Annotated in this window: 12 protein-coding genes and 1 pseudogene; 6 read left to right on the forward strand and 7 right to left on the reverse strand. The window is 69.0% G+C overall.

Going from position 1 to position 15,214, the window contains the following annotated elements; translation table 11 throughout:
• The first annotated feature begins 487 nt into the window (after positions 1-487).
• On the forward strand, positions 488-1,324 hold the full coding sequence (locus tag ACFY4A_RS23195; protein ID WP_390726924.1) for an alpha/beta fold hydrolase: 837 nt from the start codon (positions 488-490) through the stop codon (positions 1,322-1,324).
• A 336-nt stretch (positions 1,325-1,660) separates the two neighbouring features.
• On the opposite strand, the pseudogene ACFY4A_RS23200 reads toward ACFY4A_RS23195, so the two are convergent.
• Positions 1,661-1,861 (reverse strand): annotated as a pseudogene (locus ACFY4A_RS23200) (ferritin-like domain-containing protein); the annotation flags it as partial.
• Positions 1,862-2,214: 353 nt separating this feature from the next.
• Here ACFY4A_RS23200 and ACFY4A_RS23205 point away from each other — a divergent pair.
• On the forward strand, positions 2,215-2,424 hold the full coding sequence (locus ACFY4A_RS23205; protein WP_390726923.1) for a hypothetical protein: 210 nt from the start codon (positions 2,215-2,217) through the stop codon (positions 2,422-2,424).
• A gap of 43 nt (positions 2,425-2,467) precedes the next feature.
• On the opposite strand, the gene ACFY4A_RS23210 is transcribed toward ACFY4A_RS23205, so the two are convergent.
• On the reverse strand, positions 2,468-3,487 hold the full coding sequence (locus ACFY4A_RS23210) for an alpha/beta hydrolase (RefSeq protein WP_390726922.1): 1,020 nt from the start codon (positions 3,485-3,487) through the stop codon (positions 2,468-2,470).
• 167 nt (positions 3,488-3,654) lie between these two features.
• Between ACFY4A_RS23210 and ACFY4A_RS23215 the strand changes: the two genes are divergently transcribed.
• Positions 3,655-4,311 carry a GntR family transcriptional regulator gene (locus ACFY4A_RS23215; protein WP_390831264.1) on the forward strand — a complete coding sequence of 219 codons (657 nt, stop codon included), beginning with the start codon at positions 3,655-3,657 and terminating at the stop codon, positions 4,309-4,311.
• Here the strand turns inward: ACFY4A_RS23215 and ACFY4A_RS23220 are convergent.
• From ACFY4A_RS23220 to ACFY4A_RS23230, 3 genes are read right to left on the reverse strand one after another with little or no spacing between them, the layout of a single operon-like run.
• A complete protein-coding gene (locus ACFY4A_RS23220) occupies positions 4,308-5,666 on the reverse strand; it encodes a (Fe-S)-binding protein (protein ID WP_390831265.1) in 1,359 nt (452 codons plus the stop codon). The genes ACFY4A_RS23215 and ACFY4A_RS23220 overlap by 4 nt on opposite strands.
• 38 nt (positions 5,667-5,704) lie before the next feature.
• Positions 5,705-6,886: an FAD-binding oxidoreductase gene (locus ACFY4A_RS23225; protein WP_390831266.1), complete on the reverse strand. Its 1,182-nt coding sequence runs from the start codon at positions 6,884-6,886 to the stop codon at positions 5,705-5,707.
• 1 nt (position 6,887) lies between these two features.
• Entirely contained in the window at positions 6,888-8,339 is a 1,452-nt protein-coding gene (locus tag ACFY4A_RS23230) for an FAD-binding oxidoreductase (protein ID WP_390831267.1), read from the reverse strand.
• Positions 8,340-8,740: 401 nt separating this feature from the next.
• Here ACFY4A_RS23230 and ACFY4A_RS23235 point away from each other — a divergent pair, with 401 nt between their 5' ends.
• The 3 genes from ACFY4A_RS23235 (at position 8,741) to ACFY4A_RS23245 (ending at position 10,108) form a co-directional block, all read left to right on the forward strand.
• Positions 8,741-9,304 (forward strand): peptide deformylase, encoded by a 564-nt coding sequence (locus tag ACFY4A_RS23235; RefSeq protein WP_390831268.1) that lies wholly within the window; start codon positions 8,741-8,743, stop codon positions 9,302-9,304.
• A gap of 247 nt (positions 9,305-9,551) precedes the next feature.
• Positions 9,552-9,845 (forward strand): hypothetical protein, encoded by a 294-nt coding sequence (locus ACFY4A_RS23240; protein ID WP_390831269.1) that lies wholly within the window; start codon positions 9,552-9,554, stop codon positions 9,843-9,845.
• Complete coding sequence (locus ACFY4A_RS23245) at positions 9,842-10,108, forward strand: hypothetical protein (protein WP_390831270.1); 267 nt, start codon at positions 9,842-9,844, stop codon at positions 10,106-10,108. The genes ACFY4A_RS23240 and ACFY4A_RS23245 overlap by 4 nt, the downstream gene beginning before the upstream one ends.
• A gap of 443 nt (positions 10,109-10,551) precedes the next feature.
• Here ACFY4A_RS23245 and ACFY4A_RS23250 read toward each other — a convergent pair whose 3' ends face one another.
• Together ACFY4A_RS23250 and ACFY4A_RS23255 are read right to left on the reverse strand one after the other, a co-directional pair.
• Positions 10,552-12,969 carry a glycoside hydrolase N-terminal domain-containing protein gene (locus ACFY4A_RS23250; protein ID WP_390831271.1) on the reverse strand — a complete coding sequence of 806 codons (2,418 nt, stop codon included), beginning with the start codon at positions 12,967-12,969 and terminating at the stop codon, positions 10,552-10,554.
• Between the two features lie 182 nt (positions 12,970-13,151).
• The gene (locus tag ACFY4A_RS23255) at positions 13,152-15,023 is read right to left on the reverse strand and encodes an alpha-galactosidase D (RefSeq protein WP_390831272.1); all 1,872 of its coding nucleotides are present in this window, start codon (positions 15,021-15,023) and stop codon (positions 13,152-13,154) included.
• Between the last annotated feature and the right edge of the window lie 191 nt (positions 15,024-15,214).

The following is a 15,214-nucleotide window of genomic DNA, read 5'->3' on the forward strand; positions in this document are numbered from 1 at the left end:
GCGGAAGACTGTGGCACCTGGGCCTCCTGAGTGCTTGGTGACTCGACATCTCCGAGCTACGCAGGAGGCCCTTCCCTCATGCGCTGACCAGTCCGGATCATCCGAACGGGAGCGAGACCCGCACTCCCGTCCGATCTTCAAGCTGCAAGATCGCTTTGATAACGGCTTCTGACGGCAGCTCTTTCAGTCATTTGACCGGATGCATCATCCCGGAGGCCGTCACGCGAACCCAGCGTTTCTCGACGTAAGGCACATTGAGCCGGGAAGACGGCGATGTAGTAGGTCGTATGGGAAGCGCCGAAGTTGAGTCATTGTACGGATGCGTGGGCGAGCGTGTTCGTACGAGTCTGTACTCGTGAAGCCGAGCGCCACGGCGGCGAGGCCGTTTCCCCCCGGGGCTTGCCACCGGGTCGGCGGCGCGACGCCGACGAGCCCTTTGGCTTCCGTAACTCCAGTTCAGTTCGCCACGTTTCGAAACGAGGTCAGCATGCCGTTCATCACCGTAGGCCAGGAGAACACCGCCGACATCGATCTGTACTACGAGGACCACGGGACCGGGCAGCCGGTGGTCCTCATCCATGGCTTCCCGCTCGACGGGCACTCGTGGGAGAAGCAGTCCGCGGCGCTGCTGGCGGCCGGTTACCGGGTGATCACCTACGACCGCCGCGGCTTCGGCCAGTCCAGCCAGCCCTCCACCGGGTACGACTACGACACTTTCGCCGCCGACCTCAACACTGTGCTGGAGACGCTGGACGTGCGCGACGCCGTGCTCGTCGGCTTCTCCATGGGCACCGGCGAGGCCGCGCGCTACCTGGGCACCTACGGCTCCTCGCGCATCGCCAAGGTCGCCTTCCTCGGTTCCCTGGAGCCCTGTCTGATCAAGAGCGACGACAACCCGCAGGGCGCGGCGCCGGCGGAGTTCTTCCAGGGTGTCTCCGACGCGGTGAAGGCCGACCGGTACGCCTACTACACCTCCTTCTACCAGGACTTCTACAACCTGGACGAGAACCTGGGCACACGTATCAGCGAGGAGGCGGTCCGCAACAGCTGGAACGTCGCGGCCGGCGGTGGCGCCCACGCTGCCGCGGCCGCCCCGCTCACCTGGGGCACCGACTTCCGTCAGGACATTCCCAAGATCGACGTGCCGGCGCTCATCCTGCACGGCACGGGGGACCGGATCCTGCCGGTCGAAGCCACGGCACGCCTCTTCCACGATGCTCTTCCTTCCGCCGACTACGTGGAGATCGACGGTGCGCCGCACGGGCTGCTGTGGACCCATGCGGATGAGGTGAACAAGGCACTGCTTGAGTTCCTGGCCAAGTAACGGCCCGCCTTACCGCAACGGCGCTTGCCGTGACTGGTGGCCAGGAGGGTCATCGGTGTGTTTGCGGGTGGGGATCTCGCGGGGTGACGGGCGGGCCCGCCGGGTGGGGACCGGCGGGCCCGTGGGGTTGGGGCGGGGCGTCAGGGAGCTGACCGTCGAACCATCACTCGAAACGAACCGCACTCATCGCCGTCTCACCCGACATGGGGGCTGACTCGGCAACGGCGGTCGACCCGTGGCACGGGCAGCAGCACGCGGTCCCTGCGTATCTGCCCGCGCAACGGGGGTGCAGGGTCGTCGTGCACCAGCCGGAGACGTAATGGGGGGAGGTGCAATCTCGTGTTCCTCCAGAAGCCGGGAGAACATCGCGGGGACCTCCTCGACACCGTCCGGCGGGCGGGGGATCGCGGTGATCTCGGCGACGTGCCGGAGGTCGCCGACGGTCGCGCACCCCAGGTTCTGGACGCGCTCGGCGAGGGTGTCGACCGGTCCGAGTTGTTCCTCGGCGTGCTTGTCGAGCAGCAGGTGGAGCTTGAACCGGCGCCCGGAGCATCTGACCGAGCGGGAAGAAGAGATCCTGCGCTTTTCCGGCGGTGGATCGAAGACAGGGGCGAGGGCCCGTCGGGCGCGGCAACTCGCCCACGCCGCCGGGATGCGCAGTACGGCCTCGGCCGCCTATTACCTGGCCCACCCGGAAAGGTCGGGGGCGCTGATACGCGACGGCCGGGGCCGGAGCACCTGCAGTCTGGCCATTGACCGGCACGGCAGGGCTCAACTGGCTGCGCAATGCTGTGACCAGCTGTGGTCGGGCCTGTGACCGGGGTGGTGGCTTGTTCAGCAACAGTAGTGAAGTCGTTCCTGGCCCAACCCCTCGCAGCAGGCTCGCGGCCTTGCCGAGACAGTACGCTGCCGAGCTGCCGGACCCACTCGCCCAAGAACTCGTCTCCCCGTCGATCGTCGTCACGGCGGGGCTCTGGTCCTACGCCGGCCGTGCCCTGGCTGACACCGAGGCCCTCCAGGACCGCGAACCGGCCCACAGCCGGGTTAATTTCGCGAATGGGGTCAGCCGCCTCCTGCGCGTCGCCTCGCCAGACTGCTGAGCGTCGCATGACCTCGCCTCCACCGGTTCCGCGCCGTGCGGGGTCAGCGTGCGAGGACACGGCGCAGCCAGCGGACACGGGCCTCCCTGGCTTCCCGGGAGATAGTGGCGTCCGGCGCGATCTGGTCAAATCCGTGGAAGCCGCCCGACCAGACGTGCACCTCGGCATCTCCGCCGGATTGCCAGACGCGGGTGGCGAAGGCGACGTCTTCGTCGCGGTACGTCTCGGCCGCACCGGCGTCGATATAGACAGGCGGCAGGCCGGAGAGGTCGCCGGCGCGCGCGGGCGCCGCGTAGGGCGGAACCTCGTCGGTGCCGTGGGCCTTGCCCAGCAGGGATGCCCAGCCGACCTCGTTGGCGTGCCGGTCCCACACCCCGCGGCCGGCCATCTGCCGCGCTGACGGCGTGTCGTTGCGGTCGTCCAGCATCGGGCACATCGCCAGCACCCCGGCGAGCCGGGGGCCGCCCCGATCGCGGGCCATGAGCGCAACGGCGGCGCTCAGCCCACCGCCCGCGCTGCCGCCGGCCACCACGATCCGCGACGGGTCGCCGCCGATCTCCGTGCAGTGCCGTGCGACCCAGACCAGGCCGGCGTAGCAGTCCTCCACGCCCGCGGGATAGGGGTATTCGGGAGCGAGGCGGTAGCCGGCGGACACCACGACGAGTCCCAGCGGCCCCGCCCATTCGCGCAGGATGCCCTGAACGCCCGTGCGGCTGGTTCCGCTCATCATGCCGCCGCCGTGCAGGTGGTAGATGACGGGAGCACCGTCGGCCAGTCCGGTGGGGCGGGCGATGAGCAGCGGGACATCGGGGGCACCATCGGGCCCCGGCGCACGCCGCTCGCGCACCTCGAAGCCCCCGTCACCACGCAGCTCCTCGAGCGTCGGGTCGGGGGCCGCCTCGGAAAGGAGGGCACGCCACCGAGGGACATCGGCCGGCGATGCCGGTTCGGCGTCCAGCAGGGCGCCCAGGCCGTCCAGGACGGCCGACAGTTCCGTGTCGAACGGGACCGGTGGTGCGTTCCGCTCACCGTTGCGCGGTGGGGGAGGGGTGGTCGAATCCATCGAAACCTCTCTTGGCCGGGTTTCCGTCCGGGGGCGTGTCCGGTGCGAGGCGTCATGTCTTGCACGGACTCCTCTGCCAAAGAGTGGGGCCTGGGTGGCAGCCCGCAGACGGCTGGTATCTATGATGAACAGGACTTGGATCTCACCGGAAGTGACGTGCAGGAGGTGTGGTGGTCAACAGTCTTAGGCAGGCGGCGAAGGACCGAGCCTACGATCACGTCAAGCGCCAGGTGCTGTGTGGTGCGTACGGGGGCGGCGATCTGATCAGCGAGGGTGACGTCGCCAAGGAACTGCAGATGTCCCGGACCCCGGTACGGGAAGCGTTTCTACGTCTGGAGGCCGAGGGTCTGCTCCGGCTGTACCCGCAGCGCGGCGCCCTCGTGGTACCGGTCTCCGCCGGCGAGGTCCAGGCTGTTCTCGAGGCTCGCGCGGTCCTTGAACAGTTCGCGGTAGAGAAGCTGGCCGGCGGCACGGCCAGGGCACGTGAGGCTCTGAAAGGAGAACTCGCCGAACATCTGGAGAGCCAACGCGAACTACTCGGCACAGCGGACCTCAATGCCTTCCTCGAGCAGGACCGGCTGTTCCACACGAGTCTGCTGACGGCCACCGGCAATCCTCTGCTCTCGCAGTTCTACGGGTCGTTGCGGGACCGTCAGGTCCGTATGATCGCCGATTCCGTGGTGGCCGACCCAGGACGGAGCAAGACGATCCTGGCCGAGCACGCCGAGATCGCGGACGCTGTACAGGCGGGCGACGCCGACCGGGCGAAAGCGGCCGTTCGTACCCATCTCGCCAGTACGCGGGAGGCGCTGGGCCTGGCCTAACCATCCGTGTGCCGTCGTCCCGCCGAGTCGTGGAAGGGGTGGACGCCGCGGATGGATGCGTCGACCAGCTGAACCGGGTGCACCAGCGGCACGTCCTCGCCGATGTAGCGGCGGATCTGCAACAGGCAGCCCGCGTTGGCGGTGGCGATCACCTCAGGCCGCGCATTGTGCAGGTTGGCGGCCTTGCGCCGCCCGAGTTCCTCGGCCTTCTCCGGCTGGACCAGGTTGTAAATGCCGGCTGAACCGCAGCAGATCTCCGCTTCGGCGATGTCGGCCACCTCCAAGTCAGGGATGGCACGCAGGACCTGGCGGGGCTGGGACCGTATGCGCTGTGCGTTGGCAAGGTGGCAGGCGTCGTGGTAGGCGACGCGCAGGGGCAGGGGGTGGCGCGTGGCCAACGGCGCGAGCTCGGCGAGGAGTTCGTTGATGTCGCGGGTCCGCGCCGAGAACGCGGCGGCCCGCTCCCGGTAGTCGGGGTCATCGGCCAGCAGCGCGCCGTATTCCTTCAAGGTCGAGCCGCACCCGGCCACATTGGTGACGACGACGTCGAGGTCGTAGCGCTCGAACATGTCGATGGTACGGCGCGCGTGCTCCAGCCCATCGTCTTCCCGCCCGGCGTGCATGCTCAGGGCGCCGCAGCACTGGTGGTCCCGGGGCACGTACACCTCGCAGCCATCGGCCGCCAGGACCCGAATGGTCGCGGCATTGACGTCACCGAAGAAGACCCGCTGGGCGCAGCCGGCCAGCAGCCCCACACGCAGCCTGGCCGGAGTGACGGCCGTGGCGGCGACGTAGGACGGCGTACGGCGGACGAGGTCCGAGAGGGTGACCGGGGGCAGCAGTGCCTCCAGCGCCCGTAGGCGCGCGGGCAGGCGGCGGACCACTCCGAGCCGGTGGAGCAGGGCGCGGATGCCCAGTTTCTGGTAGGCGATGCCGCCCAGGGCAGCGAGGCGCAGGCGGCCCGGGTGAGGAAAGAGCTTGAAGATCACGGCGCGGAAGAGCCGGTCGGCGGTCGTCCGGGGAACGTTGCGTTCGAGCTGCGGCCGGACCGCCTCGATCAGCTTGTCGTACTGGACGCCCGAAGGGCAGGCAGTGGTGCAGGCGAGGCAGCCCAGACAGGAGTCGATGCGGGAGCCGAACGCGTCGTCGAGGGGGATTTCCCCCTTGGCCGCCAGGTCCATCAGGTAGATGCGGCCACGGGGGGACTCCATCTCCTCACCGGTGACCACGTAGGTCGGGCAGGTGGGCAGGCAGAAGCCGCAGTGGACGCAGTCGTCCAGCAGATCGCGGGCGGGCGGGTTGCGGTCGTCGAAGGAACTCGTCCCCGGCCGCGGCGGGTCGGTGGTCTCACTCATGACCTCTCCAAAAAGTTCGAGGTGGTGCCTGGCAGGGATCACAGCCAGGGCGCCAGGCGGCCGGCGCCGAAACGGTCTGCTGGGTCGAACTGCTGCTTGATGGCGCGCATGAGGGGCACAGTGGGAGGGGGAGGGCCCCAGACATCGGTGCCGTCGGGCAGTCCGTCGCGGCGGCGCACGGTCACGAGAGCGTCGAGACCGGCGGCCTCGGCCCGCAGCGAGGTGAGGAACCGCGCACGGGCGGCGGGGTCCCCCATGCAGAGCCGCACGGTGTGAGCACCGACGCCGATACTGGTGGTGGCGTCGGCCTCCACGGCGCAGCGGGCTGCCAGGGCCTCGACCACCTCGATGATCCGACCGCCCTGGCCGGGCAAGGTGCCGATGCGCAGTACGGTGTCGTCGGGGCGGCCGAGTGCCACCTCGTGCACCAGCTGCCATGCCGCGGCCTCCTCCTCGCCCCGCAGCACGTCGCCCGGTTCCCCGGCCAGCCGGGCCACGGCCGCTAGGCGGTCATCGACACCGCCCCGTCCTCCTTCGAAGCGCACCAGAAGCTGGTCCCGGCACCACTCCAAGGCGGCGGGCTCCAAGGCCCCAGCGATGACGCGCCGGCCCAGAGCGACGGCATCCGTGGCGGTGCGGGTCAGTCGCAGGGTGGCGCTGGCGCGGGGCAACGGGTGGAGCCGCAGGACGACTTCGGCCACCACACCCAATGTGCCGAGGGAACCCTGGAAGAGCTTGGCCAGGTCGTATCCTGCGACGTTCTTGATGACATGCCCGCCGCTTCGGGCCACTGTGCCGTCGGCGAGGACGATCGTCATGCCGATGACCAGGTCCCGCAGTGTGCCGTAGGCCTGCTGGGCAGGACCTGCGTCCGCGGTGGCGATCAGGCCACCGATCGTCGCGCCCACCTCGGCGCGGGGGGCGTCGAAGGCGACCCGCTGCCCCTGCGCGGCCAGTTCGCGTTGCAGGTGGGACAGGGGGGTGCCGGCCCGCACGGCGACGGTCATGTCGGCTGGGTTGTAGCGGACGATGCCGCACAGGGCACGAGTGTCCAGGACGAGATCGGTCGGAAGGGGCTGGGCTCCCCATTCCACCGCGGTACCGGCCCCCGTGATACGGACCTTGGGGTGGCTGGCAGTGGTGTCGGCGAGGACGGTCTGCAACTCCGCCGGTGTGGCAGGACACGAGTGCAGTTCTGTACCGGAGATGGACACGGTCACCTCACATCCGTTCGATCACACCGGCGGTTTCCAGCGGGTGTGGCTGGTAGGGGCCCGGACGCTCGCCGCACAGACGCGGGGTGGGCAGCACCTTGCCCGGATTGCACAGGTCGTGGGGATCGAACGCGGTGCGCAGTCGCCGCATGGTCGCCAGGCTGTCGGCTGTGAACTGGCGCGGCATGGAGCAGGCCTTGTCGGTGCCGATGCCGTGCTCGCCCGACAGCGAGCCGCCAAGTTCCACGCAGAGTTCGGCGATGGAGGTTGACAGGTGTTCGGCGCGGTCGTGCTGGCCGGCGGCCTCGCTGTAGAGCACCAGGGGGTGGAGGTTGCCGTCACCGGCGTGGAAGACGTTGGCCACGCGCAGTCCGGCCTCGTCGGCGAGACGGGCGATCCGCGTCAGTGCCTCGGCGAGCCGGGTGCGGGGGACGACACCGTCCTGGACCAGGTAGTCGGGGCTGATCCGACCGACCGCCGCGAAGGCGGCCTTGCGGCCCTTCCAGATTGCTGCACGCTCGTCCGCGTCGGCCGCCACGCGCAGATGCGTGCAGCCGCGGTCGCGGCACAGTCGTTGGATTTCGGCGAAATGGGAGGCGACCTCCTGATGGGGGCCGTCGAGTTCCACGATCAGCGCTGCGCGGGCATCGCGGTTGTAGCCGGCGGCTACGGCGGCTTCGACAGCTTCGATGGACAGGGAGTCCATCATCTCGATCGCGGCGGGGACGATGCCGGCGCCGATGATGTCGGTGACCGTGTCACCCGCGGCCTCCAGGGAATCGAAGTCGGCGACGAGGGTGCGCCAGGCGGCAGGTCTGGGCAGCAGCCGTACCTCGATCCGGACGGCGATGCCGAGGGTCCCCTCCGAGCCGATGAACGCACCCAGCAGGTCGTAGCCCGCCTGGTGCGGGGCGTGGGAACCGAGCCGGGTCAGCCTGCCATCGGGCAGGACGACGTCGACGGTGTGGATGTGGTGCACGGTGAAGCCGTACTTGAGGCAGTGGGCGCCGCCGGAGTTCTCCGCCACGTTGCCACCGATGGTGCACACCTGGCCGCTGGATGGGTCAGGGGCGAAGTACAGTCCGTAAGGGGCGGCGGCGCGGCTGATGTCCGCGTTGGTGACCCCGGGCTCCACGACGGCGCGAAGGTTGTCGGGGTCGATGCTCAGCACGCGGCGCAACCGCTGCACCGATATGACCACACCTTGGGCCACGGGCAGGGCCCCGCCCGACAGACCGGTGCCGGCGCCACGCGCGACGAAGGGGATGTCCTCCCGGGCGCAGATGGAGACGCAGGCCGACACCTCCTCCGGGGTGCTGGGCAGCAGCACCAGCGCGGGTGTCACGCGGTAGCCGGTCAGCCCGTCGCACTCGTACGAGCGCAGGGCGACCGGATTGGTCACCACAGCCTCGGCACCGAGCGCTTCCTCGAACTCAGTGATGATGACCGACGTCAGCAATTCGTCCCCCTCTCACCCTGAGTGGAATTCCACAATATGGAACCGCGACTTCATGAAACGGAAACATAGACGCGAGGTCGGTGGCCGTCAAGACACAACTGAGATACAAGCTTTGACGCACGCCGTGGCCGGCTTCGCCCAGGCAGCGGTCTCGTGGGCGGGATGAGGGGCGGGCTACGGCTCGATGGGCCGAGGGCCTCCGCCACGTCCAGGCCATCCTGGCCCTCGCCCGCCGCGCGTCGATGTGCTCTGGGCGATGCTCCGCGACCACCGCCCCTACACACTCATCCCAGCGGCCGCCCCAGCCAGCGGCTGAGACTCCCGCGCCTTCCGGCACTTGACAGGTCATTGAGATTCAACGAGCCCCGGCTCGAACAGGACATGAATCAAGGGGAGTTCAGGTGAGTGAGGTCCGGCCAAGCGAGCAGATGCGCAACCTCGGCATCGTCCAGCGTGGTGCTCCCGTCCTGACCGAGGCGGTCCGCACCCTCGACCTGCCCGCCGGGCAGGAGGCCGCCGAACAGGCCGTGGACGCGCTGTTCGCCTCCATCGAGCGCATCGCCCAGGTGCACCCCTTCGCCAAGGGGATGGGGATCGCCGCCCCGCAGATCGGCATCGGCCGCGCGGCCGCCGTCGTCCAGCCCGCCGAGCAGGGCGCCGGCGCCATCGTGCTAGTCAACCCCCGCGTCACCGAGTCCTCCGACGACACCGACGAGCAGGCTGCCTCAACTTCTTCGACGTCCGCGGCATGGTCCCCCGTCCCCTGCGCATTACCGTCGAGACCACCAGGCTCGATCGGCGCAACCCTCACCACGGTGTACGAGCGGGGACTTGCCCGGCTCGTCGCCCACGAGATCGACCACCTCAACGGGATGCTGTACCTGAGCCGAATGCAGCCCGGCGTCGAACTCATCCCCGTCGAGCAGTACCGGCAGACCGGCCGGGCCTGGGCATATGACCCCTAACTCAGGAAGCGGGCTGCCGGTGCCCGCACGACGAAGGACCCGACCGCACAAAACCGGCCGGGGGGAGCGGTACGTCGCTACGCTGGTCGCAGGGTGCGGTGCGGCGCCCCCGTGGCGCCGCACCCTGACAGGATCTTCAGGGCGCTGCCCGGGAGTCGCCACCCCGATGCTGCCACCGTCGGGGGACTCTCCCCATGGCGCGTCGTTACCGAGTAGCGTCGTAGGCAGCGACCACGAGGAGGTCACCGTGACGGCGCAGCCCGAGTACCCCGGCGCCAGCCAGTTCCGCCCGCCCATGCGCACGCTCAGGGAGCTGCGCGAGGCGCTGTCGACGTGGGGCTTCCCCGGAGACCGGGAGAAGTTCGAGGAGGAGCTGGACGGGATCGACCTGGACGACCTCACTCGCGTCCGCGAGGTCGCTCAGGCGTACCGCCACCGCATCGCGCTGAAGTACAGCACCGAGGGCATGGCCGCGCTCGCCCGGACCACCGGCGACGTCGAGGAAGAACTCCGCCGCAAGCTCGCCGAGGCCGCCAGGTGACCCACGCCTTCTTCAGCGATTCCGCCGAGAAGATCCTCACCGAGCTCACCCCGACCGAGCGGGCCGCCGTCGAGAGCGTCCGCCGCTCACTCGAAGACGACCCCGCGCAAGGCCGCGGCCTGCCGGACGCCGACCCGCGCAGCGAGTCCCGCGTCGTCGAGCTGCTGCCCGAGCAGACCGGCGGCCGGGGGATCTCCGTCGTCTACCGCTACAGCCAGGATCTGGATGCGTGCCTCATCCTCTGGCTGATCGCAGGTCCGTAGCAGCCCGATCACCGCGGCGACCGCCGCGGGGGTACGGGCAGGTCCTTGTTGTTGGGGGACATCGTCGATCTCCGCTCTTCTCGTCGTCCGCGGCGGGCTGGGCTCACCGGCTCTGGCTGAGGTGCTACGCGGGGCGCAGGAGGCGGCATCACCGTCCACCCGGTGAAGACGCGCTGCATGCCACGGACTCCATGAATCCGCGTCCCGGCGGGGACCGTGACCTGGTCCGGCTGCCGGTCAGGGATGGACCGATTCCGGACAGGAGGACAGTCACCGAATGACATGTCGTACGGGTGGGGCTGCGTCGAAGGCTGCTCATACGCCGCTGATGTGGCGGTCAGGGGCTTGGACCTGACCGCCACGATCAGCGCCGCGACGCTGCTTGCCGCAGGGCGTCGCTAAGCGAGCCGGACGGCCGTCCGGTCACGTGTGACGAGCCGGCCTCAGCCGAGGTTGTCCAGCGTGACGGATTCACCGGGCTTGAGGCTGATCTTCCGTGAGGTGCTGCCGGCGAAGACGGTCGTGTCACGACCGCCGACGCTCTTCAGCGTCACCCGGGTGACCTTGCCGTTCTTCCAACTGAGGCCGGCGACGAAGCCGCCGCGGACGCCGACGCCGGATACCGAGCCCGATGCCGCCCACGCGGCGGGCAGTGCAGGCAGCAGCTCGACGTGGCCCGGCCGCGAGTAGACCAGCATCTCGATCATCGCGGAGGGGGTGCCGAAGTTCGCGTCGATCTGGAAGATGCCGCGGCCTTGCCCCATATCCATGATGTCGAAGAGGTTCGGCGCGGTGCCGTTGTTGCCGCCCGCCGACGGCTTCAGGTTGTTGACGACGAGCTGGTAGGCCTTCTCCGCGTTCTTCAGCCGTGACCAGCACAGGCTGCGCCAGGCGTTGGACCAGCCGAAGCTGTTCATGCCGCGGGCGGTCAGCAGGGCGGTCGCGCCGGCGAGGATGTCCTTCGGCGTGGAGTCGTCCGGGCGGATTCGGTCGCCGGGGAAGAGGCCGACGAGCGGGGAGAGGTGCCGGTGCGTGGTCTCGCCGAGGTCGTCGGGCGACATCCACTCCTCCAGCCAGCCGGTCTTGGGGCTGACCACGGGCAGGTACAGGTGCTGGCGCAGACCGTCGATCGACGCGCTGTAGGAGGTGTCCTTGCCGAGTACCTGGGTTGCGGTGCGGTAGTTGCCGAAGAGGTTCCAGACCAGTTCCTGGGCGTAGGTGATGCCCTTGGCGTCGAGCGGACCCTGCTCGGGCGACCAGTCGCTGTCGGCGATGAGGACCTCGCGCGAAGCCCCGGAGGCGTCGGTGACGGTCGTGGTGATGAGGCGTGCCTCCCAGAACTCCACCGCACCCTTGATGAGGGGGTAGATCTTTTCGAGGTAGGCGCCGTCCTGCGTGTACTCGTAGTGCTCGAACAGGTTCTGGCAGAGCCAGGCGTTACCGGCCGGGTGCCACCACCAGCCGCCTCCGCCGTAGGGGTTGGTGGAGATGGCCACGGTCCAGCCGGCGATCTTGCCGCTGGAATTGCGGTACCTGTTGGTCGGGCTGTTGAACAGCCGCTGGGTGACGTCCGTCCAGGAAGGCAGCTGCGCGAGGCAGTAGTCCGTGAAGGCGTCGAAGCAGCCGGACAGGCCCGCGCGGTCGGCCATCCAGTAATTCATCTGGATGTTGATGTCGGTGTGGTAGTCGCCCATCCAGTCCGGGTCGTTGCCGTCCAGCCACGGCCCCTGCAGGCCCATCGGAAGGCTGCCGCGCGACCCGGAGATCATCAGGTAGCGGCCGAACTGCAGGTAGGCGGCCTCAAGCTCCGGGTCGGGGACGTCGTCCCGGTGACGTGCCTGCACCCGTTGCCAGGTGTCCAGCTTGCGCTGTGCGGCGGACGACGTGCCGAGGTCGATGTCCAGTTGCTCGAACATCGGGCGGAAGTCGGCGACATGTGTGTGCAGCAGGGTGCTCGCTGAGTGGCCGGCCGCGTCGAGGACCTTGGTCCGCGCCAGGCGCTCCGGGTCCACGGTCGGGTCACGGAACCCGGCGGCCGCTTCGGGCGCGTAGTTGGTGCCGCCGCTGACCACGACAGTGAGGTCCTTGCAGCCGCTGAAGGAGATCGCCGTACCGTTGACGGCGACCGTGCCCCCGCTGCTGTACGCGGTGACGGCGGCCCCGTACTTCAGGCCGTTGGCGAAGGAGGCGCCGAACGAGGCGAAGCGCCCGGCGTTGTCGGCGGTGGTGGACTCGCCGTGCGTGCCGGTGAGGGAGACGGTACCGGTGTAGGTGCCGCTGCCCTGCCGGGAGAAGTGCAGGACGATGACGTCGTCGGGACGGCTGGCGAAGATCTGTCGCTGGTAGGTGACGCCGGACAGGTCGTACGAGGCGCTGACGAGGCCCTGGGCCAGGTCGAGAGTGCGACGGTAGTTGTCGACGGAGCCCAGGTCGTGGCCGGGGATGTCGACGGTCAGCTCGGCCAGCAGGGTCAGCGAGCCGAAGTCGTCGCGGCCGTAGGGGAACTGGCCGTCGCTTTGCAGGGTGTCGTTGAGGCCACCGGTCCACAGGGTGGCGTCGGTGATCGTCAGCAGTTCGCTGGAGGGGTCGTTGCTCGCGAGCGCTCCGAGGCGCCCGTTCCCGACCGGCAGACCCTGCTGGATCATCGAGTTGGAGGAGCCGGGAGCCTGCCACCACAACTGGTTCTTCGCGGCGGCGGCCGCGGACAGCGGGGGCGAGTCGGTCGGGCGCTGGGGGGCCGCGGAGGCGGTGAAGGCGGGCAGACCGCCGAGGGCGGCGGCCGTGCCGGCTGCGGCGGCGAGGGTGAGGAAGCCCCTTCGGCTGGGCTGGTTGTCGCGCGTTTCGGTGTGCTGGGTGTCCACGTTGTGCACTCCATGTCCGGGGAACGGCGCATGCGGGGACGACACATACATGTCGACGGGCGTTGTGTGAGGCGAATACGCCGGGCGTGGGCACGCCCGGATGCCGCGGGACCGTGCGGGGGTTCGGGCGCGGTCGCCGGGTGCGGGGCCCGGTCGTGTCACTTCCGGGCCCGCGGAAGGGGTCAGGCGGACTTGGGTACGTCGATCCTGTCGATGTCGGGTGAGTAGTCCCAGCCGCTGTCGAACGTGATGGTGTTGGAGCCCGCCTTCAGCGCCAACTCGACGCTGATGGTCTCTACCGTGCCCCAGTCGCCCGTGGAGGGGAACTTGAGGCTGGTTCCGTTGCCGCTGTTGGAGTAGACGGTCACCGAGCGGGGGTCTCCGCTGACGTAGGCGACGTTGACGGGGTAGATGCCGTCCTTCTTCACCGTGATGTCGTTGAACTGCAGCTTGCTGTCGAGGTAGAGGTTGCCGACCTTCTTGCCGCCGGAGCAGGAGTCGCATGGGGCGACGGCGGCGTTGCCGGTCCGGGTGTTGTTCGCGGACTCCGCCTCGTAGGTGGTGGTCGCCAGCGGCGCGCCGACGGCCTTGACGGTGAACAGCCGGGAGCCGTGTGCGGGCAGCGTCGCGGCGATCTTGTTCTTGTACGTCCCGAGGTCTTTGTGGTTCCACAGGTCACGCACGGAGGCCGCGCCGGTGAACCCGAAGGACGCCCAGTTGGCGGTGACGGAGGCCGGCGATTTGCCGAGGTTGAACAGGGCGATGGTGTAGCTGCCGTCGGAGTTCTTGGTTCCCCAGACCTGCTCGTCGCCCATCGGGCTGACGGGACGGGCGACGGGCGAGTTGTTCTGGTCGACGGCGATGACTTCCTGGTTGGTCAGGAGGGAGAGACCGTAGCTGTCCAGCTGGGTGAGGTCGTCACCGGTGAACAGGGGCGACTTGTTGATGGCCCACAGGGTCATGTAGCTCTGCCGTTCGGCGTTGGTGAGGCCGTCCATCGCCCCGTTGCCGACATCGATCGCGTCGAGGTCGTTCCAGCCGCCCGGGCCTGCCTTGCCGCTCCACGCGGGCGCGTCGTCCCACCGGCCCTTGACCGAGTTGTCCCAGGTGACCAGGGTGTTGCAGTAGCACTCGACGTCGGTGTCGATGCGCCAGCCGTTGGAGTACTTCTTCCAGTCGGCGGCGTGACCGATGTCGAGTGACCAGGAGAGCTCGAGGTGGATCGGGCGCCCGGTGTCGGCGATGGCCTTGTGCCAGGCGGCGACGTCCGCGACGTTGTTGTAGTTGTCACCGGACTTGAACGAGCCCGGACCCACCCCGTCCAACTTCAGGAAGTCGTAGCCCCAGTCCGCGAGCATCCGCGCCTGCGAGTCGATGTACTTCTGCGCGCAGGGGTTGTCGAAGTTCAGCTTGTAGGCGCTGTCCCAGCCGTTGGTGGTGCGCAGGTCCGGGTGGACGATGTCCGCGGTGGTGCAGCCGGGGGCGTTCCAGATGGGCACCTTGCCGTCGCCGTACGCCCCCTTCTCCAGGCCGACGGGCAGGTAGATACCCGCCTTGAGGCCCTTGGAGTGGATGTGGTCGGCGACCGACTTCATGCCGTGGGGGAATCGGACCGGGTCGGGCGTCTGCCGGCCGTACTGGTCGAACTCGGTCGTCCAGTTTTTGTCCATCCACCAGCCGGCATCGATGTTGACGTGGTTGTAGCCGTATTTCTTCAGCGTGGTGGCGAGGGCGTCCGTCTGTTTCAGGACGTTCGCCTCGGTGAGGTAGCTGTAATTGCCGTTCGGGTTCAGGCCCGGGTACTGGGAGGACTGCATGCTCCAGCTGGACCAGCCCATGAACGGCTTGGCCGCGATGCCGGAAGTGACGTCCGCCGTGGTCGCAGCCGAGGTGACGGCTGCGGTCGTGGACTTGGATGCGGCCGTGGCCCGGGTGGCGGCCGGGACCGCTGTGGCGAGCCCGGCCGTGACGGCCAGGACCAGCATGACTCTCATGGTGTGGCGTGGGGAGCCGGCGAGGGCTCCGCGCAGAGCTCTGTACGAGGGTGACCGCATGGGTCTGCCTCCTGGGGGTGGGATGAGCGGAATCGCGCGGTTGCACCCGCTGGGGGACGGGCGCTGTTCCGGGCAGGGGCGGGGTGTTCCGGACAGGACGCCGGGGGGGAAGCGGTCGGGCAACCGGCAACCGGCAACCGGCAACCGGCAACTGGCAACCGGCAACCGGCAACCGGCAACCGGCAACCGGC

This window comes from Streptomyces sp. NPDC001292, from assembly GCF_042896465.1.
Lineage (GTDB): Bacteria > Actinomycetota > Actinomycetes > Streptomycetales > Streptomycetaceae > Streptomyces.

Bases quoted from the DNA above. Each gene is read 5' to 3' on its own strand.
- ACFY4A_RS23210 (WP_390726922.1), bottom strand. From the start codon at position 3,487: ATGGATTCGACCACCCCTCCCCCACCGCGCAACGGTGAGCGGAACGCA.
- ACFY4A_RS23220 (WP_390831265.1), bottom strand. From the start codon at position 5,666: ATGAGTGAGACCACCGACCCGCCGCGGCCGGGGACGAGTTCCTTCGAC.
- ACFY4A_RS23195 (WP_390726924.1), top strand. From the start codon at position 488: ATGCCGTTCATCACCGTAGGCCAGGAGAACACCGCCGACATCGATCTG.
- ACFY4A_RS23255 (WP_390831272.1), bottom strand. From the start codon at position 15,023: ATGCGGTCACCCTCGTACAGAGCTCTGCGCGGAGCCCTCGCCGGCTCC.